We start from the raw sequence: 19,429 nt of genomic DNA, 5'->3' as shown, positions 1-19,429 counted from the left end.
TAGCGTGAGTCAAAATAAAGCTAAGAGCAAAATTAATCAAAGTGCCGATGAGATTATGATTGAGCTATTCCAAAATGGCGACAAGAGCGCTGCTGTAGGCAGCTATTATGATCTTAAAAAGGATAAAATAACACATAAGGCAGCAAGCATTGCACACGAGGCGACTAAGGGCATTAGTCAAACCATCACGAATGATAAGAAAATCTATTCATTTAGTCTGGATCAAACAGGTAAAGGGGTGCTAGAGTTAGAAAATTTTAAGATCAAAGCAGATGAAATTGAGTTTGCAGTTGGTGATAATCGCGTAATTTTAGATAAGAAATCTTTTGTGATAAACATCAATAATAAGAGTCATATTATTCTAGACGATAATGGTATTCAGATCAAAACCAAAGATGATTGTGAAATCTCAACCAATAAATATATTGTTGATGCAAATTTTATTGAGAACAAATAGAACATAATTGCCTATGCAAATATTATCAGGTATTTTTTGGATTCTCGGATCAAGTCCGAGAATGACCACGCATCGTCATATTCGGGCTTGACCCGAATATCCATTATTACCAAAAAACTATTGTTTAGGTACTTAGTGTGATAAAAAAGGAAGATGATTATGTTAATTGATCAATTAAAATCTATTGAATTTGAAAGTGGTAGTGTCGATGTTTTATTAAAATCACGAGCATCAGCAATGGTTGAAGCAGGAGAGTATGAAGCACTTGCGCATTTTTGTATGGAGTGTTTTGAATCAGAGCGCATACTTGACCCCATGCTTTGGTTTTATCTATTTTATAGTGAGATAGACACTGCAAAAAAAAATATAACCACAGTGCTTGAAGTGATTAAAACCTATGGTGAATATTTTGGGGAAAATGAACATTTGGCAGGCAATGACAATGCACTATTTTCAAAACAATTATTTGCGTCATTAAGATGGTTTTATAGCCAACTTAAGGAACTTGTTACTCGAGAGATAAAAAAACTATTAGAAAATGAAAAAGCACAGTTAGTTACAGTGCTTAGTGAACATGCGCAGATGTTTCATGCGCGATTGCCTGAAACACTCAAAACTAAGATAAACGAAGATTTGAGTCAATGCTTGGATAAAGTGGCAAAGATCAAAGTGATTGCAGAGAAAGAAAAGGCGGTAGCAATGCTAATGAAGGACGAGATTAGCCGTTCGTTAGTTATAGAATCTGAAGCCACGGAAGAAACCGTAAAGGATGCCTTAACCAATCAGCTGCAAGGCTTGCCATTTGATGTACATGGAAAGGTCAATAGTAAATGGTATCAACTGACTGAACGCATTAGTTTATTGGTCAAGTTACTTAAAAATGAAAAGATATTAGAATCTGCCGTTGTCTATGCCGATTTACAACAAAAGCTTGAGCAGTTTGATCCGATGGAATACTTCCCTGAATGCTTTGTTACATTGTATGAGCATCTTGATGGTGAGAAATTGCAGGAGATTAGTGATTGCATTGATCAATATCGAGATAGTACGCAATGGCAGGTATTGAATACGCGATTAAGACTTATTCCGCATAAGTTTGATCAATATAAGCTTGAGAAGATACAAAAACGAGAGATTTCTACACAAAATAACAATCGTTTTGATGGGGAGCATGATATGCAGCATAAGTTAGCAGATAGTGATCAGCATAGCTTTGATCAGTATGATAATTTTGAATCTGAAAATAGTCTTAGTCGCTATCGCTAGTAATAAAAGGAAAATAAATAATGCGTTTTATAAACCCTTATGCATTGATATATGACCTGAAAAATCATAAGCACATGGTTAATGAAGTTTGTATAAATAATGATTACCAGAATATTTGCTGCTTATCTGATACCTGTCATGTGAATCAAGAGTTAAAGAAAATACCAGGTTTAGATCAATCAATAGCGGTTGAACTTGAACAATTACTAGATAAATATTATTCATATAGGATAACTCAATGTTCTTGGGAGAGATTTATTAATCCACAAGAGGATGCTAAAGAATATTTTAAATTAGTGAATGAAAGGTATGAAAAATATGTGATACCCTTACAGAAACGATTTGTTGATCCACAAGATGATGCCAAAGAAGATTGTAAATTAGTGAATGAATTGTATATAAATCATATGATGTCTTCACATTTGCCGCAAAAAATGTTTAATATTCGTCGAGAATATAGAACAGTTGATAATCAAGAAATACAGAAAGATTTAATGGCAGGTAATGACCTTATCTTGGCGCGTGGCGTCCTATGCTCATGTGTGTCATATTACAACAACGATACTAATGAGACCTGTGGTGGGTTGGGAACGAGAGGAATGCAACCAATCCTAACGTTTTTAAGTGATATTGCTAATAAACTTAACCCTCTTAACAACTATTCATGCGCTATTATTTCAGGCAGTAGACTTGACAACCGGAAAAGCTCAGAGAAATATAATAATGCAGTAAACTGTTGTTTGCAGGCAGTGAGTTCATTTAATTTGAGCAATAATGTTTTTCGAGCCTATGCAGTTAACCAGGAATATGCATTTAGCGAATGCACCGTTTTAAAACTTGGGCAAAATGTATATAAGCCATTTTTTGTTGTTATTTTAAATCCTCAATATTTGGCACTGCAGGATCCTTATAAATACGCAAGAGAAAGAAGAATATCAGATCAAAAGAGATCTAAAAGCTCATTCACAGCATTTAAAAAATAAGGGATTAGATATGACAGACTATGAATTTAATATGTGGTTCACCTATATGCTTGAGCAATTTATAAAAATGCTTATGGAATATAAACCAAGCAGCAAACGAAGTGAAAATCTGTATCAATGTAAAATGTCATATGCTCTTGCCTTAAAAGATAAGCTTAATAATGTCAAGGGTGATAGGGATGGCGAGTATAGCATTAGTCATTTATTAGAGCTGGTGGATTTTTTACGAGTCAACATAAATAATGAGGCATTAGCAAATTCAAATACTATTGCTAATTACTTGGGATATTCTAGTAATCTCAATAAATTGCACAATGAAATTAAGCATGTAATCATTCCGTATATTTCTCGCGAATTAATGCTAAATAATGATAGTTTGCAAATAGCTTTGAATAGAGCATTTCTATCGACATCAGACACTATGGTTTTTAGCAAAGCGACTATGCATGCTGGTGCAATAAGGGTATTAATTAGTTATTTTACAATCAATAATTATGGTGAATTTAGAAAATTATGCAAAGGAACTTTTTATAAATTACCTTATTTACTAAGTGTTAAAGATAAATATATTGGTTTTTTTGCAACTCACAGATATTCGTGTTATTTTGCTAATAGGTTTGTTCCTGTTGCACATGGATTTAGCATGCGCCATGATGGCAAGTTTATAGGGCACCACTGGAATAAAATCTTTATTTTTTCATTAAGCAGGAAAGGATATATTTCTTTAGAAAAGACAATAGAAATTCCTGAAGTTACCAGTGTTCAACATATGAAACAGGCTGTTTGGGGTGATCGATTTATTATGATTGGCAATACAAATGGGCGATCTAAAATTTTCAGTTTGGAGCAAAATGGGAGAGTCATAATAATTGGTAGATTGACAAATGATTTATCGTATGATGCATTTTTACCCATTACAAACAATATGCTCGTTGTAACAACCAATACTCATCAGGTTGGTGTTGTCACTATAATTAATAATCAGAAAGAGATGCGGCTTGGTGAGCCGCTTAATAGTATGATTATGGAGATTGCGCGACTAGATGTTGAAAGAATAGTATTTAGTCTTCTTGATGATGCTAATTTATATCTTTGCAGACTTGATGATCTTAATAATCCTATCTCAATAGGTTATATAGAAGATCAGGAGTACCCTACTGCAATTTGTGTGTTAAGAAATGGCAATATAGTCATTGGCAGCGATAAGGGGACGATAAGTTTGTGGAAACCATCATCGAATAAAGAGGATAGGGTTGATAAGATACAAAGCGTAGAATCACATGTGAGGAAAATAATTGAACTACCTAATGGCAGAATTGTAGCTCAGTACGCGTGGACAAAAATCAAAATTTTGTCACTCAGCAATAAAGATGACTGGATGTATCTTTGTAGTGACTGTTTTGAGCTTATTGTTTCTCCGGTTGGTGATATTATCGTATGTACTAATGATGGCGTATTTAAAGTATGGTTATTATCCCTAAAGCATGGGGGAGCTATATGAATCAATATGCATTTACTTTTTTTTATGAAAGCTTTAGTGATCTTGTGTCTTGTCTGACTACCTTACACAATGATCTTAAGAGCATATTCGATAACATAAACTTGAAAGATAAATCTGGTTCAATTGCGGATGATTTATCAAGGTCTGGAGAAATTATTACTTGTTTAAATGCCATTAAGAGTAAGGATAAAAATTTTTGGGGTTATCCAGAGGTTAAGCAAATGATAGAACTATTGCATGTCTATCCTTATTACTTTATAGACAGGGTTACTACTGGGTATGCACATTTGAAGGATAATGCTCGCACGATTAAAAAGCGTATGAGTGAAGAATATGTTTCACTAAAGTTTTTAATTATAAGGAACTTCTCAAGTAACGCTTCAAGTAACACTATCTATAGCTATCAAGATTATTGCAAAACGATACCAATTAATAGATTAGAGCTAGGTAAGATTAGTGGTGATGCTAATATAGTGCGTGAGTATTTACTTCCATATATGAACTTGGAAGATTATCAAAATCTACGTCATTTAAATAGAAAGAGCTATTTTGAGTCAATTCCTTACATACCAATGGTGAAAAATACTAAAATACATGTAAGTCACTCGTATCGAGAATTCATTCCTGAACATGAGATTGCCATATATCTAAACTATGTCGTAGGTATAGGAGATAAGAACTCTAATATATGTAATTACAGACCTTATTCTGAGAACTTATCTAACATAGGCTCGTGTAGAGAGATTTTTTTGGAGAAAAAAATTTTAGATAAAGCTCGTATTTCACATATAAAGCAAGGTGTAGTTGATGGGGAGATTAGGCTGATTGCCTTGTTGAGCATTGATAATGATCTAGGGTTTTCTTATCTTGTTAGCATAGATCCGCGAGAGCAAAAATCAGATATTAAGTTATTATGTGCTCTACAGAATCAATTCGTTTGTGATATTTTGCCTATGGCAGATCGCTGTGTTTTGATGATTCTAGATAGGGGACGTATTGGATTATGGAAGGAAGGCGAGTTTAGTGTCTTGGAAATAAATATAGCCAGACTTTATCCATATATTACGCGTATTAATGAACATACATTTGCTATTGTTGATCGAAATAAGCGCTGTATATCGGTTTATAATCTAGAAAAGCCAAAAGAGCGTATCGGGCTATATCCAATAGGGGCTCCTCAACAATACTATATTGTTGTTACTGCATCAGATAGTGGTGATTTGATTGCCATAACCAGTCAAGGTAGTGTTGATTTGTGGTGTCGCGAGCGTAGTAATAAATATACTTGCAGCTGTATCTATAAAATCAATCCTCCAACAAAAAATGTACAGATCAGTATTGATTGGATAACACCTAGCTGTGTTGCTTGGTGCTATGAGGATGGTAATTGTTTGAATATTTTAAACTTTTCAAATCGCCAAAAGCCTTTGCTTCAAAAGCACTATTATGAGGAAAAATCCATATGTAGTAGGGTTTCTATAGCAATAACTTCATCTGGCTATATTGTGATTAGCGGATTTCGTAAGTATTCAGAAATGGCATATGATCAAGATAGTGATGAGGAAGATAGTAATTTTCCTACAGCTTTTATTAGAGTATGGAAAGTTTTATTTAGTGAAAGTATAGACTCTTATCATGCTGACTAAATGTAAAAAATGGTTTAAATATCGAGGCGTAAGAGTATAAATATGACAGATAATGAGTTTGATGTTTATTGGGCAAACATGCTTGAGGCATTGGTGAGAATGCTTGAAGCTTATCAGCCATCGTTTAAATTTCTAGATAAAGAGTACTATAAAGCTAAGGAGAAACATGCTTTAGAACTTAGAATTTCGCTGGCTAGCCTTCGTGATAATTTCGATCAACCAGATCATTTTGTGCAGTTGCTAGAATTGATAGACTGGTTGCGTGTCCATGCAAATGATAACACGCTTCAATATCCATGGTATAAGCCAGAGTGGTTAAGCTCATCCAATAGTCTTAATGATATTCATGGTAAAATTAAAACCTTGATAGTGCGTTATTATCTAAGTCGACCGATGGTAAAAAGTATTGGATGTTATGATAATCAACTTTTACAAAACGCATCAATATCTAGAATGAATTTTCAACAAATTCAGCTAAAGGGTATTAGTATGCATCCAAGCTTTTTACGGATATTGATAGATTATTTGACTACAGATGATTGGTTGGAATTCAAACTGTCATGTCAAGCAACATACCGAGCTTTGCCTCATATAATGTTGAATAAAGATTTAACTCACATTTATAGTGATCATCCACAAGTAACAAGAGAATATAGATCTTTTGAAAGTCTTGCAATTTGTGCTAATGGTCAGTTGATGACAAGTAATTCAAATAAGATTGATTTTTGGTTGTTAAAGGATAGTAGGTGTACCTTTCAGGACAGCATAATTTTAACGTCTGATCCTGAAGATGTTCATGACCCCTTTAATCTAGGGCTTGGTGAGATAGTCGAAGGTGTGTGGAGTAATCACCGAGCGATTATCGGAACCAATACCCTAGGAGAGATTATCTTTGTGTTAAATCAAGCAAATGATACTTTTAAGATAATAAATTTAGTTGAGTATGATACTTTATGCACAATCTTTTTGCCGGTAGCAAATAATACCGTACTACTCGAAACATGTGACAATCGAATTACCGTTCTTCGCGACGATAAATTGACGATCTCAGTAGAACAATTAACATCAAGTATTGTAGAGTTTGTACGTCTAAATAATGGAAGTGTAGCTTTTGTTACAGAAGAGGAACCTAGTTTATTTATTGTTGATCTTAGCAATCTTGATGAGATTAATAGTACAGATGACCAAGGACTAGTAGGTTATACAGCAATATGTCAATTGCATGATGGCTCAATTATTGCCGGTAATAAGTATGGCAAGATATTTTTATGGTCTGAAAACAATCATTTTCAGGGTGTCAATAATCGATTCACAAAAAGACGTCAAATATATGACATAGGTGATTATAGAGTAGATATGTTAAAACTATTACCTGATGGACGTATTGTCATTCTATATGGCAATAAAAACTTAGGGATTTTAAAGATTAATAAAAATAAAAATGAAAATGAAAATGTTGTTTTAACAAAGCTATACCAACTGCAATGTAGTCGGAAGCTAAAAGTTATTATTTCGCCACTTGGTGATATTGTGGCTTGTGACGCACTTGGCAACTTCTATGTTTGGTCATCAACACTTAAGTTAAGGGAGTATGATGAAAATTAAATGGCATAATGGTCTTATTCTTTCAGATGAGTTATTTATTGAGCAGGATAAGATCGCACAAAACATCCGTACAGAAGCATTGAGTTTGATATATGCTGAATCAGTGCCGTGTATTGTATCAATTGATTTTGATCAGCAGTATTGGGCTGAAGCAAAGCTTAAATTAACGCATATCAGTTTTATTGATGCAGAAGGTAATATTCAATATTATAGCGATATGCACAATCGACTGAATCTACTGGATTTAAATCACTATGACAGTGAGTCAGATTTAGCAGTGCATGTTAACTTTAAGCATATTGAACAAACACTGGGAAAAGATGCACCATTTCAGGTGATGCAACTGATGCCTGAGCTCGGTACTTTCGCATGTCCAGATGCTGCGCTGTCAATAAAGTTAATTGAGCTTAAGCGTAATGATCAGCGTATATGGCAGTTAACAGCAAATTATTTAGCAAATACGTATTTTGTTGATAAATTTTTGCAGCGAATTTTGCTTAAAAAGCTAAATGAATTATGTGATGAAATATTACAGTTTATCAATAGTGAGATAAGTTATTTGCCGGTGTCGCAAAGTCATATTTATTTACAGTTATTAACGATTAAAAAACTCACTTTTCAACTCGCAACATTACTTGCCAAGATCAAAAGTGGTCAAATGAAAGTTACGCTGTCTGCCTTATATGACACCCTCTATCAGCTATATATTGATAGTTGGCTCATTAAAAACGCTGAAGAACCAAGTGTTATTTTGTTGGATAAACATAATATTGCGGTATCTTTTGGCACTTTGATTGATCATATTCAAGGACTGTTCTCTTTAAAGCTTACGGGCAATGCGTATACACGAATGTTACCACGCTCGGATTATGCAATGATTTATGAGTGTGGTTTATCAGCTGAAACACAATATGCCGAGGCGATTTATTTAATCATTCGTAAACAGGATGCTAGCACTTATTTCAAATCAGAGGAGATTTTTGTTGCTCCCTCTAGTAGTATCAAGCGCATGATGCAGTTGTATCTGCCTGGAATAAAGCTTAAAAAATATCATGGAAAAATTGCTGACCAAAGCTTTAATAAACTCAACTGTGAGATTTATCAGTTAGAGCCAGATCATGATTGGCAGACTGCAATAAATGAAGAAAAACTAAGTGTTTTTATCAATAGCCCGCATCACAATTTGGCTGATTATTATCTCTATATCGATATTCCAAGAAAGTTTGCTAAAAAACAGCAAAATGTAGCAAGTCAGGCGAGTATGTAATATGGGGTTAGCTAGAAATAATGAAATAAAGCGCTTATCCAGCGAGCTTGATGAGCATGTGCTTGAGCTGGTTAAAGCACTCTCAGGAATGCTTGACGATATGGAATCTAAGCTACACAAGAGTTTTAGTCAGCAGTTGCAACAACAGCAAGAGGCGCGTTTGCTTGCATCATATCCATGGTTTTTCAAGCATCGTCCATTGCGTATTTTAACAAAAATCATGCCAGCTATGGGGGTGAAAGAAACGCTACCTCTTAATAAAACGGATGGTTTTAGTTTAAAGCATAAGGAAAAAACTATACAACTTCATCCAATAGGCGATATTGAGATTCATAGCTTTGTGCTAGATAAAGTGGCGATTGAACGCAATGAGCTGGTATTGGTATTCAAAAGCCCGCATCTAGCTGATATTCCTAAGTATTTAGCATTAGATATTACTGATTTGCAACAAATCGATGAGAATCTTAAGTATTCAGCGCATGCTGCTAATATCAATGAGTTTATGCGCTTGAATCACCCTTATGTATCAATTGCCGAATTAAAGCAAACTTATATAGCACAAGTATATGATGCTGAATTTACAAATTTGCATCAATATGAAGCAGTAAGAATATGTTTTGAACGACCAATGTGGCTTAATCGGCTTAATATTTCTATGGTTAAAGATGGTGAAGATACTAAATCCTGTCAGCAATTTAGCTTACATTTCCCCAACGCCAGTATGTTGCTAGATCAAGTACCAATCAATCAGTTAACTAGATTAATACATACTAATATCGCTGTATTGGAGAACAAATATAATGAGTATTTACCAAGCTTTGCAGTGGATTGTAATCGTGTTGATTATCCTTTATCACAAACCACAAAGCGTAGCAGCTACATTAATCAAGTGCTCAATATCTTTGATAGTGAGGGAAGTCCTGTGCTACAAAGCTATTATGATCTGCATTTTAACGATGGCTCAGATTATATTCTCAAACTTAAAGGAGAATATATTTTAGCAATGGGCGAGGAAAGTATTAATGAACAAGCACGTTGGCAAGCTTTGGTTAATTACTCAGATGATATTGAGATTGAGTTAAAACACTATCCGCATATCTTAATTATTAGTCAAAGTATTGATGCTAATGCATTAGCGATTGAATTGATGCAACATACTGAATTTAATGCTTTTACTAAAAAGGAAATTGCATTATTAGAAGCGTTGATAAGTTTAATAGATAAACCGATAACGATTGCCGAGATCATGATATTGTTAAAGCATTTTTACGCTTCGGTCTATATTGAATATTGTGTTCTTGAGCTTGGCAAACTGCCGAGTGAGTTAGGATGGCTAGAGTTAATCAAAAATCTTGATAGCTATAGTAAAAAGATACAGTTTCCAGTGCTTTTTAGGCAGACAATGATGCTGTTTCATCAGTTTATTTGCGCATTTAAACCGTTACTTCAAGGGTGATTTATGCCGAAGCATTCAAATAAGATACAAAATATCAAGCAGTTTTTGATATTTAACCATCAGACGTCAGGACGTATTCATCCTGCACTTATTTTTGAGGCAGCGGCTAAACTTAAGTTTATACCCAAAGAGATCGCTTTTAATCGTCAAATAGCGACATCAGATCTAGTAGGTGATGAAAGTATGCGCGATTTAATATTGGGATATCTACCACCAATATGCCCTAAAGCGTTATATGAAACTATCGATGGGTTAGCGCGGTTGTATCCGGCGATGGAGACTTTTTTAAAGTACTGGCTTGCAGATTTGCATGATTTGCTAGTGCGTTTTATTCATCCGGTGCTTCATGTAAAGTTGAGCAAAGTGTCATTACCAAAACTAGCACCACAGTACATAAACAGCTTACAACTAAAATCGATGATTTTAAAGGCGCTGTCTGTACCTGCAGATATTGTGATATTGCCACAGATGGTTTCGACTCAGCAGCGTGTTAGCAAGTACAGATGCTCATCCACGAGTATATCAAAAACACAGGTGACAAACGCATATCTTTGTCAGCTTAAAGTATATCTTATTGATTGTCATGAGATCATAAGGCTGAAGCAGGAGGTTGATGCATTAAGAAAAATGTGCCATGAACATTTGAAAGTATGTTGTATATGGCAAGTAAAATTTGCTATTGCGGGGGTAAATAGCAAATTAAGTAGTATAAAGCTAGGGCAGCGTCATTTAGGTAAAAACCAATGGCAATGTCTTGGAGAGTTTGTTTAAAAAATTAAATTATGGGGAATAATATGATGGAAAATCAACGATATGGAGGGAGTTGTGAAAAATGTTCAGGGGTTGCAAGAGTAGAAGAACTTAAAGATATAATGGCTGATAATCATTTTGAGCGTATGCAGTCCCACTTAGGTGGTTGGCAATTTGCTAGATGGAGTAGTCGACTTACCGCGATAAAGCACTTTGCAAAGCATGTTTTAGATTCATGTATATGTGGCAGAAAATACATGGGTTGTGATAATATTTTAACTGAATATCGAAGTAATAATAATCATTGGAATCATTTTGGTAGATATGTTCGAGATGCGTATGAATTGAAGAATAATGGTTACTATCTCAATATAAATAACGATAATTTTGAGTACGTACGCACGAGTATGGTTCATACTGATAGATGTCATGGAAATCATGAAGGATTTAGTACATATTATAATCGGATTTCAGGTAGATTAGTTGGAGTAAATAAAAAAGGTGATATTACGACGTATTATAGAAAACGTTCCGATACTCCCTCTGTGAAGCAATATCAAACTAAAAAAAATTGGGAAATGTGTTTGAATAATGTAAAGAATAATACCCATATCTGGAAACCGAAGGAACACACACATAGCTTGGGCATATATCTATCTGCTTATGATCTCGATGTGTTAGGGTAGTTGTCGCCTGTAGTTAATTTCTAATCAGGGCGATAATTGTTGGAGAAATTATGATGATAACCTAAGCAAAATTAGTGCTTAGTGGAAAAAGTTGGGCGACAACTAGCTTGACACTTACCCTGTCTAAACAAATGCGCAACGATGCCAAATAAAAAACACAAAAACACAAAAACACAAAAACACAACGAACCTTCAAGGTAACTTAGTATGAAAAAAAAATTAGAAATATGCTCCTCTTGTAATCACCAGAACTGTAAAAAGTGCACAAAGAAGTCTACTAGAGATAGCGGTCAGTCAGATGGCATCAAACGTTTCAATCAAAATTCTAGCGACAACGGCAAATCAGACGAGTCTAACGCCAAGCAATTAGATGGGATCAAATCAGTACCTTACAAGAACGCATTTCCTAGAAATCGATATGAAGATATCATACGTAGTAAACTAAAACCCTCTCTAAAAAGGAAACGTGGCGATAAAAATTCTAGCGACAACTGCAAACAAAAAGATATTGAAGTACGCTTCAACACAGCTTTCTATCAAACACATGCAATCACTCCGATGCATGATCCTATTTTCCCATCATTTGAAGAAGAGTCGAAGACGGTGACTGGAGGTTATATAAGGAGTTCCAATCAAGGCAATATATACAACTATAGAACCGCCCCTCTTTATTCGGGGATTCGGAATTCAAAGGTTATAGGCTCAAGACCAAATAACGTGACGTGTTGTGGGCTGGACTTTACTCATGAAGGCTTAAGTCTAACGCCTGCTCAACAGAATGATATCTTAAGAGAAAAATGGCTAGGAAGTAAGGCTAAAAAAAATCGATCTTCACAGATTGCTTTTCAATTAGTTGGAGATGCATATGTGAAAAAAAGAAGCACGGTTACAGACAAGGCTCAAGAACAATTATTTATACAATCCTCTAGAGAAATCCTCAAGGGCGCTAAGATTTCCTCCAGAGGTTTTACCCCACAAGACACGAAAAAGAGCAAAGAAACTTTAACAGATACGAAAGAGAGCAAAAAATCTTTAACAGACACGAGATTATTGCACAGCATAGCATCTTGTACTCGTATAGCTGTGGGCACTAGAACATTGAAATACTTGAAAGTCTTTCATCTAAATAAATACCCTTGCTTGGGTGTTCTATTTGCCACACCCCTTGGCGTTCAAAATTTGCAGCAAAGTAAGTCTGATTTTACAACAGAAAATTGGATGATTTTAATGCTATGCCTGCTCTTAGGTGTTAGTGATCATAAGTATGAAAAGGAAAGTGACTATCAACTTAAAATATTATATAAAACAAGTTTTGGGCATCTTGAAACAACTGTTTCAGATTGTGGTGAGGTTATGCGAATTAATGTAGGCTATCTAACTATGACTACAGAAGAGAACCTTATAAATTTGCTTACGGAATTTGATCAGTTATTAGGGAAACTATTTAATAATATAGAGCCAAAGGAAATTAATATAGGGCCAAAGGAAATTAATATAGAGCCAAAGAAAATTAATATAAAATGGGTAGTAGAAACTTCGATTAATACCAACTTATTTACCAGATCTGAGAATAAAAAAAACTCTTCACATATAGCCAGATCTATTAAAAAACCAGAGAAATTTTATATTTACGCATCGATGATGAGAGAATGCTTTGAAGGTGATGATCCCATAGGAGCGGTATTAGCAGCTTTTGAGCAGGGGCAGGAGCAGAAGGAGAAGCAGCTTGTTAAAAAACATTACCAATATACACCTCCTCTAAAATCTAACTCAGGCTATTTAACAGAGATAGAGAACTTATACGGCATAAAAAGTAATGGCAATACAGATGATGTTTGTTATCCCCAAGTAATATCAACCGTAAGGAAGTATGTAGGCGCAACCATTTATAATAAGTACATTGCTGATAAGAGTGAACTTGAGGAAGATGGCTACGGGAGTAACAGTGAAGCCGAGGAGTCCTACCCTGAAAGTCTTAGTCAACGTAGCGATAGGTCTACTTCTAAGATGACACAAATTTATGCTCAAAAAATTATTCTACCATATGGTATGAGGGCATCAGCAATTGCTATGTATTTAGCACAATGTTTAGATGAAAAGGATCTTGCATTTGATACTAGAAAAATGTATTACGAGACCAGTAAGATAGAACAACAATACTATTCTTTTTCCAAGACCTCCGAACAAAACTCTGAAAAACAGAAAGTTACCATAGTTGATGCCAACTATTTTCCAAATAGTTATTTTGACTATAAATACGCTAATTTATATGACAATGAAAAACCTAGCAATACATTAATAAATGCTAAGATCATTGATATAACTTCATCTACAAGTCGCAGTATAGCTGAAATAGTCTACGCAAAACTCATCGATAATGCCGATGATAAAGATAAATACGTAATATTAGTATCAAGTTTAACAAAAAATGAATTTGGAGGATTTGACACCATTGGCTGTGGAGCACTGAGACTATTTTACCGTATAGATACAAATGATGACAAAATTAAAATTAATCAAATATTATCTCAAATGAAACAACTAAAACTAGAGAAAAGCACCCAAAAAAATGTGACAGAGGTTATTGGGACGCCAACTTCAGGTTTTATTAATATGATGAGAAGAGGCTACAAAGAGGAGTATGGTATGACTCAAAACAAGACAATCCTGAATGAAATCAATGAGCTTTTAAAACGTGTAGAAGGTTGAAATGCTCAATCCTATCTGACCAAAATCACGTTTGAAAAATAGCCAACTGTCAGGTCGGGTCTAAACATCTATACCTAAAGGTGCAAGGTAAAGTCCTTTTAGGGCGTCATCTAAATAAGCTTCCAGCTCTGCTGGAAGTCATTTAACTATGGAAATATTTTCTAGCTTGGACTCCACCATAGATTTTTTAGCTGATACGTCCAAGCTTGCAAGCTTTCCCTCAAGCCAATCCCGACACCTACCGTCGGTAACGTGACACAGTTTTATGAATACGCTCATCAAACATAACTACCCACTTCTCCTGGTGTGTATCTAGATATTTATATATATACCTGTTATCTACCCTCATTCCAAAAACCAAGGCTCTATAGTACCCGCTATTAGAAGTTCTTCCGCCATATTGAAAATCATATTGATGTCTAGGAGGTGAAACCAATAAACGTCGAGTATTATGATCACGCGGCCCGGTAATATTTTCTTCAATTGCATCAGAATCAATACTATGCGCAATATGCAAAACTGACGTTGGGGTAATACTAAAACGGCATCCTGTCATAGTCGTTGTCATGAAAAAAAGATTACGATTTGAACACTCAAACTCATCCCGCATTGCTTCTGTAACGCTATGATTTTTCCATGGTAACCAGTATACTTCGGCAACATCTGGTCCATAATTTAATGTACTCCTCAAATCATATCCCTCCGCGTGGTTAAGAGGCGTAGCAGACACTAATATCCTCCCTTGATTATTTTGTCTATACTCCCCAAGCTCGCTTTGTAGAAAGTCGCAAGTTAATCCAATTTTACCGATAGTGTTAGGACCACTCGTTATATTTCTTAATTTCTTCCAGAATGTCGACATTGTCTTTTTTACCTTTAATTGTTCATAAAATATTTATACATTAATCTTTTATCGCACGAAAGCCACATTTAGGCAATTAATAATTTGTATGAAAATTGTAAATATGACCAGTGTTAACCTGAATATTTCATTAGACTTACCGCTTATAATTTTGCTATGTGACATTGCCAGCGTATCAGCTTCAATAGATCCTGATGGGTAACTGCTATTATGATTTAATGAGTTATTTTTTGCACAGATCAATTTTTAGTTCGGTAACTTTTAATTTGATCCAATTTGTATGAAATATTCTGGATATTATTTAATTGAAAACACACCAATGTCTGACTATTATTTGATGTGTCTGAAATATAAAAAGAGCAGAAAAATGCAAGTCAGAAAAATATTAGTCATTGATGATAATGTCAAGCTTAATGAGCTTATCACACACTTCCTAGCGGATAACGGCTTTACTGTCCGCTCGGCATATAATGGCGAGGATGGGATTTTTTTTGCTAAAAGCTTTGCGCCTGATTTGATTATTTTGGATGTTGAAATGCCTGATTTGTCAGGTTATGAAGTGTGTCAGTTATTACGCGTAGAATATCAAGGCGTCATTTTGTTCTTAACCTGTCATACCGATCCTGATGATGAGTTAAAAGGATTGCAACTCGGTGCGGATGATTACCTTAAGAAGCCTGTATTGCCAGAGGTTTTACTGATGCGTGTTAATAAAATTCTGGATGCGACTTTCAAATCATATGAAAACGCTACAAAAATTATCTTTGGAGCGCTTGAGGTCGATTTAAATAACTATACAGTAAGTTATGCAAATAAGCAGTTGGAATTAAGTGCTAAGGAGTTTGAGTTGATCAAAATTTTTGTACTCAATCCCAATAAGCTCTTGAAGAGAGAGCATCTTTATTTAATGCTAAAAGGTGTTGAGTATGATGGTGTAGATCGTTTTGTTGATGTGATGGTGTCAAGATTGCGTCAGTATGTGGAGGATGATGCTAAAAACCCTAGTAAGATAAAGACTGTTTGGGGTAAAGGTTATATTTTCTGCACGGATGCATGGGAGTAGAGAGCTCATGTTGAAATTTATTTTGCGGCAATTATTGGTATATCTGTCTGTGATGATAGTGATGACCATTTTTGTGGTTGCATCAAGTACCTATATTGGCTTTAGAATTAATCAGCAAAATGCAAAGATGAACGCAGCAGGTGTCTTTAGAGCATTAGAGGCTCAATTTAGCAAAGTACCTGAAAATCAATGGGCAGAGATTATTGATAAACTAAAAAGTCAATACACGCGACCACTGTATTTACGCCACTTTGATCAACTACCAGAGGATATACAAGCACAAAAAGAAGCTTTGTACTCAGGTGAAATGCTGTTTGATTATAATAACCATGACTATACCAATAGTTTTGATATGTTTAAGCCAAGCATGATTTATCAGCGCGTGCTTAATAGTGATTTGTTTTTTGCATTAGAAAAACGCGCACCCGAGATCATAGAGTATCAGAAAAATAATGCATGGATTCACCAGCTGGCGTATAGCAGATTTAAAAATACGCCAGAAGGTCAGTGGAATAAAGTGATTGAATATATTAAAAAAGAATATCAAGTTGGCGTGGTGGTGAGAGACTTGTCAAATTATACCGATAAAGAACAGCAAGATATTAGAAAATGGGGATATTTCCCAACGGAGCCTTTTCATGGTGTACAAGGATATATTCAGTTTCTATCACCCAATCCGAATAAAGTAATTATTATTGGCCCTTATCGTGATAACTGGATTAAGCTGCATCCACATGTTTACGCAGTAATTATTGATGCGATTTTGTTGGTGTTTTTGACACTTATTATTGCTTACCCACTTTATCGAGATTTGATTAAATTAAAATCTCTAGCACAAAGCTACGGCAAGAATGACTTTGATAGCGATATTCGATTGTCAACTAAGTCTGTACTATGGTCAGTCTATCAGACACTTAAGGGAATGGGTGAAAGCATACAATCTTTGATAAAAAAACAAACGGTTTTTGCCAATATGGTTGCGCATGAAGTTAAAACACCTCTTGCTCAGGTGCATTTTACGCTAAGACTATTAGAAAATGCTAAAAGCGATGAGGAAAGAGCAAAGCATATCTTGTCGATCAAAGAAGACATTATGCAAATCGATCATTTAGTGAATCGACAGCTTGATTACTCCAAGTATAGCTATGTGAAATTACCATTAAACCTAGAGAAGATACCACTGTCTTTATTCGTCGAGGAAATTGTTGTGGCATATAGCAATAGTTATATAAGTAAGATATGGCATTTTAGCTCTGAGTATCCGAATATAATGGTTTTATTAGATAAGTCTGCGATGCACAAAGTGCTAAATAACCTTTTGATCAATGCGTATAAATATGGTGGCGATGTGATCGATGTATCCGTTGCTATATGTGATAACGATGCAGTGATTAAAATTACCGATAATGGTCAGGGGGTTGCTTTTAATATTGAAAGCGCTTTAAATCAGCCATTTACACCTGAATCAAAGCAAAGTAGCGGTTTGGGTTTGGCTATTGTTTGGCGTATTATTGAAGCGCATCATGGTCGTATTGCGCTTAGTAATATCCCTCACGCAGTGACATTTGAAATCAGATTGCCCATAGCAAAGTGATCATGCCAATTTCAATCTTTATTTGAAAATATATAAATACTTTCTACACTTAAGAATGAAAAGGAACCGAAGTAAACGGATGTCTTCTTATCAGCTAAAGTAGAGGTACAGGCTATGAAAAAAATAAATTTGACACTTTATATATCACTGTTTGGTTTTCTTTGTATGCCAGTATTTTCGCAAGGTGATCAGGTAAAGCAAGTCAATCAAGTTGGACAAAATCCAGAAACACAAAAACACATTGATAAATTATCACGCAGCATTGGTTTGGTAAAACAAGCTTATGTAGATGAGTTAAGTGATGAGGAAATTCTTGAAGGGGCGATTGATGGCATGTTGCAGTCGTTGGATCCGCATTCACGATTTTTAGATGATGATGATTTTGAAGATTTGCAAATGTCAGTGCATGGCGAGTTTGCTGGTCTTGGTATGCATGTTAGTGCTGAAAATGAGCGCATCAAGGTCATCTCACCGATTGATGACACGCCAGCACAGCGCGCTGGTGTCAAGGCGGGGGATTATATTATTAAAATCAACGATGTCAGTGTTGCCGGCTTAACCTTGGATGAGGCGGTGAAGAAAATGCGTGGACAACCAGGAACTGAAGTTTCAATCACATTGCTACGCCCTAAAGCACCTAAGCCAATTAAACTGTCATTGATACGTGAAAATATCAAGCTAGATTCGGTTAAGTCTGAGATTGTGGCGGAAGATTATGGTTATTTAAGAATTAGTCAATTTCAGGGTAATACTGCTGAGGAGTTGAAGAAAAATATCGACAAATTGGTTAAAGAAAATGCGCATTTAAAAGGCTATGTATTGGATTTACGCAATAATCCTGGTGGACTGTTGGATGCGGCTGTAGCGGTCAGTGATACCTTTTTGCAAGTAACACCTGCAAACCCCAAAAAGATTGTTTTTACCAAATCACGCAATCCATTGGAATCAATCACAAGTTATGCCGTGAGTGATGATTATACCCATGGTTTACCGATGGTTGTATTGGTTAATATGGGCTCTGCATCAGCGTCGGAAATTGTTGCAGGGGCATTACAAGACCACCAAAGGGCGGTCATTGTAGGCGTTAAAACATTTGGCAAGGGATCTGTACAAACAGTTATCCCTATTTCAGAAACCAATGCCGTGAAATTGACAACAGCACGATACTACACACCTAATGGGGTTGCCATTCAATCAAGAGGGGTTATTCCTGATGTCATTATTGAGGAAGAAGAAATTGGTTTATTGGTAGATAATACTAAAAGGGATAAAAACGGTAGCGATAATCTAGATTTGGTCTTTGATGAAAGTAGTTTCGAGCATGCGATTGTCTCAAATAATGATATTCAAAAGGATAAAGCAACAAAAGAAGCATTGGCAAACTATAAGAAAGACTATAAAAATGCGCAAAGTCTACTGCATAAAGATAAGCAGTTAGCGCAAGCCATTAGTATATTGAAAGTCCTAAATGCGATGAATAAAGTGCCGTCAAATAATGCACTAGCGAATGCATAAATCAAAGAGTCTAAAAGAATTCAAATGAATTAAGAATAAATAATGTCGATCAGTCATTCTAAAGTCCAA

At 35.3% G+C, this 19,429-nt stretch carries 15 protein-coding genes; 14 read left to right on the top strand and 1 reads right to left on the bottom strand.

What is annotated here, in order from left to right; translation table 11 throughout:
- Positions 1-4 precede the first annotated feature (4 nt).
- From DNJ75_RS02625 to DNJ75_RS02575, 11 genes are all read left to right on the top strand, one after another.
- On the top strand, positions 5-457 hold the full coding sequence (locus tag DNJ75_RS02625) for a hypothetical protein (protein WP_117001621.1): 453 nt from the start codon (positions 5-7) through the stop codon (positions 455-457).
- Between the two features lie 159 nt (positions 458-616).
- The gene (locus tag DNJ75_RS02620; RefSeq protein WP_117001620.1) at positions 617-1,723 is read left to right on the top strand and encodes a type VI secretion system protein IglI family protein; all 1,107 of its coding nucleotides are present in this window, start codon (positions 617-619) and stop codon (positions 1,721-1,723) included.
- A 20-nt stretch (positions 1,724-1,743) separates the two neighbouring features.
- The gene (locus tag DNJ75_RS02615) at positions 1,744-2,706 is read left to right on the top strand and encodes a hypothetical protein (RefSeq protein ID WP_117001619.1); all 963 of its coding nucleotides are present in this window, start codon (positions 1,744-1,746) and stop codon (positions 2,704-2,706) included.
- Positions 2,707-2,716: 10 nt separating this feature from the next.
- Complete coding sequence (locus DNJ75_RS02610) at positions 2,717-4,207, top strand: hypothetical protein (RefSeq protein WP_117001618.1); 1,491 nt, start codon at positions 2,717-2,719, stop codon at positions 4,205-4,207.
- Positions 4,204-5,853, top strand: a complete 1,650-nt coding sequence (locus DNJ75_RS02605) for a hypothetical protein (protein WP_117001617.1) — start codon at positions 4,204-4,206, stop codon at positions 5,851-5,853. The genes DNJ75_RS02610 and DNJ75_RS02605 overlap by 4 nt, the downstream gene beginning before the upstream one ends.
- Positions 5,854-5,895: 42 nt before the next feature.
- The gene (locus DNJ75_RS02600) at positions 5,896-7,458 is read left to right on the top strand and encodes a hypothetical protein (protein ID WP_117001616.1); all 1,563 of its coding nucleotides are present in this window, start codon (positions 5,896-5,898) and stop codon (positions 7,456-7,458) included.
- Positions 7,445-8,725, top strand: a complete 1,281-nt coding sequence (tssK, locus tag DNJ75_RS02595) for a type VI secretion system baseplate subunit TssK (RefSeq protein ID WP_117001615.1) — start codon at positions 7,445-7,447, stop codon at positions 8,723-8,725. Before DNJ75_RS02600 ends, tssK begins: the two co-directional genes overlap by 14 nt.
- A gap of 1 nt (position 8,726) precedes the next feature.
- On the top strand, positions 8,727-10,181 hold the full coding sequence (gene iglH, locus DNJ75_RS02590) for a type VI secretion system baseplate subunit TssF/IglH (protein WP_117001614.1): 1,455 nt from the start codon (positions 8,727-8,729) through the stop codon (positions 10,179-10,181).
- Between the two features lie 3 nt (positions 10,182-10,184).
- Entirely contained in the window at positions 10,185-10,952 is a 768-nt protein-coding gene (locus DNJ75_RS02585; protein WP_117001613.1) for a hypothetical protein, read from the top strand.
- Between the two features lie 23 nt (positions 10,953-10,975).
- Positions 10,976-11,617: a hypothetical protein gene (locus tag DNJ75_RS02580; protein ID WP_117001612.1), complete on the top strand. Its 642-nt coding sequence runs from the start codon at positions 10,976-10,978 to the stop codon at positions 11,615-11,617.
- A gap of 207 nt (positions 11,618-11,824) precedes the next feature.
- Positions 11,825-14,326: a hypothetical protein gene (locus DNJ75_RS02575; RefSeq protein ID WP_117001611.1), complete on the top strand. Its 2,502-nt coding sequence runs from the start codon at positions 11,825-11,827 to the stop codon at positions 14,324-14,326.
- Positions 14,327-14,564: 238 nt separating this feature from the next.
- On the opposite strand, the gene DNJ75_RS02570 is transcribed toward DNJ75_RS02575, so the two are convergent.
- Entirely contained in the window at positions 14,565-15,188 is a 624-nt protein-coding gene (locus tag DNJ75_RS02570; protein ID WP_117001610.1) for a BLF1 family deaminating toxin, read from the bottom strand.
- Positions 15,189-15,555: 367 nt separating this feature from the next.
- Between DNJ75_RS02570 and DNJ75_RS02565 the strand changes: the two genes are divergently transcribed.
- The 3 genes from DNJ75_RS02565 to DNJ75_RS02555 all read left to right on the top strand — a co-directional run bounded on the left by DNJ75_RS02565 (position 15,556) and on the right by DNJ75_RS02555 (position 19,360).
- Positions 15,556-16,251, top strand: a complete 696-nt coding sequence (locus DNJ75_RS02565; protein WP_170137172.1) for a response regulator transcription factor — start codon at positions 15,556-15,558, stop codon at positions 16,249-16,251.
- Between the two features lie 7 nt (positions 16,252-16,258).
- Entirely contained in the window at positions 16,259-17,845 is a 1,587-nt protein-coding gene (locus DNJ75_RS02560) for a sensor histidine kinase (RefSeq protein ID WP_170137171.1), read from the top strand.
- 114 nt (positions 17,846-17,959) lie between these two features.
- The gene (locus DNJ75_RS02555) at positions 17,960-19,360 is read left to right on the top strand and encodes a S41 family peptidase (RefSeq protein WP_117001607.1); all 1,401 of its coding nucleotides are present in this window, start codon (positions 17,960-17,962) and stop codon (positions 19,358-19,360) included.
- The last annotated feature ends 69 nt before the right edge of the window (positions 19,361-19,429 follow it).

This window comes from Cysteiniphilum litorale (assembly GCF_003428165.1).
Classification (GTDB): Bacteria; Pseudomonadota; Gammaproteobacteria; order Francisellales; family Francisellaceae; genus Caedibacter; species Caedibacter litoralis.
The sequence above is the reverse complement of the archived record's forward strand: the minus strand, read 5'-3'. Positions and strand labels throughout refer to the sequence as shown.

Bases quoted from the DNA above. Each gene is read 5' to 3' on its own strand.
- DNJ75_RS02620 (WP_117001620.1), top strand. From the start codon at position 617: ATGTTAATTGATCAATTAAAATCTATTGAATTTGAAAGTGGTAGTGTC.
- DNJ75_RS02615 (WP_117001619.1), top strand. From the start codon at position 1,744: ATGCGTTTTATAAACCCTTATGCATTGATATATGACCTGAAAAATCAT.
- DNJ75_RS02610 (WP_117001618.1), top strand. From the start codon at position 2,717: ATGACAGACTATGAATTTAATATGTGGTTCACCTATATGCTTGAGCAA.
- DNJ75_RS02605 (WP_117001617.1), top strand. From the start codon at position 4,204: ATGAATCAATATGCATTTACTTTTTTTTATGAAAGCTTTAGTGATCTT.
- DNJ75_RS02600 (WP_117001616.1), top strand. From the start codon at position 5,896: ATGACAGATAATGAGTTTGATGTTTATTGGGCAAACATGCTTGAGGCA.
- tssK (WP_117001615.1), top strand. From the start codon at position 7,445: ATGATGAAAATTAAATGGCATAATGGTCTTATTCTTTCAGATGAGTTA.
- iglH (WP_117001614.1), top strand. From the start codon at position 8,727: ATGGGGTTAGCTAGAAATAATGAAATAAAGCGCTTATCCAGCGAGCTT.
- DNJ75_RS02585 (WP_117001613.1), top strand. From the start codon at position 10,185: ATGCCGAAGCATTCAAATAAGATACAAAATATCAAGCAGTTTTTGATA.
- DNJ75_RS02580 (WP_117001612.1), top strand. From the start codon at position 10,976: ATGATGGAAAATCAACGATATGGAGGGAGTTGTGAAAAATGTTCAGGG.
- DNJ75_RS02575 (WP_117001611.1), top strand. From the start codon at position 11,825: ATGAAAAAAAAATTAGAAATATGCTCCTCTTGTAATCACCAGAACTGT.
- DNJ75_RS02570 (WP_117001610.1), bottom strand. From the start codon at position 15,188: ATGTCGACATTCTGGAAGAAATTAAGAAATATAACGAGTGGTCCTAAC.
- DNJ75_RS02565 (WP_170137172.1), top strand. From the start codon at position 15,556: ATGCAAGTCAGAAAAATATTAGTCATTGATGATAATGTCAAGCTTAAT.
- DNJ75_RS02560 (WP_170137171.1), top strand. From the start codon at position 16,259: ATGTTGAAATTTATTTTGCGGCAATTATTGGTATATCTGTCTGTGATG.
- DNJ75_RS02555 (WP_117001607.1), top strand. From the start codon at position 17,960: ATGAAAAAAATAAATTTGACACTTTATATATCACTGTTTGGTTTTCTT.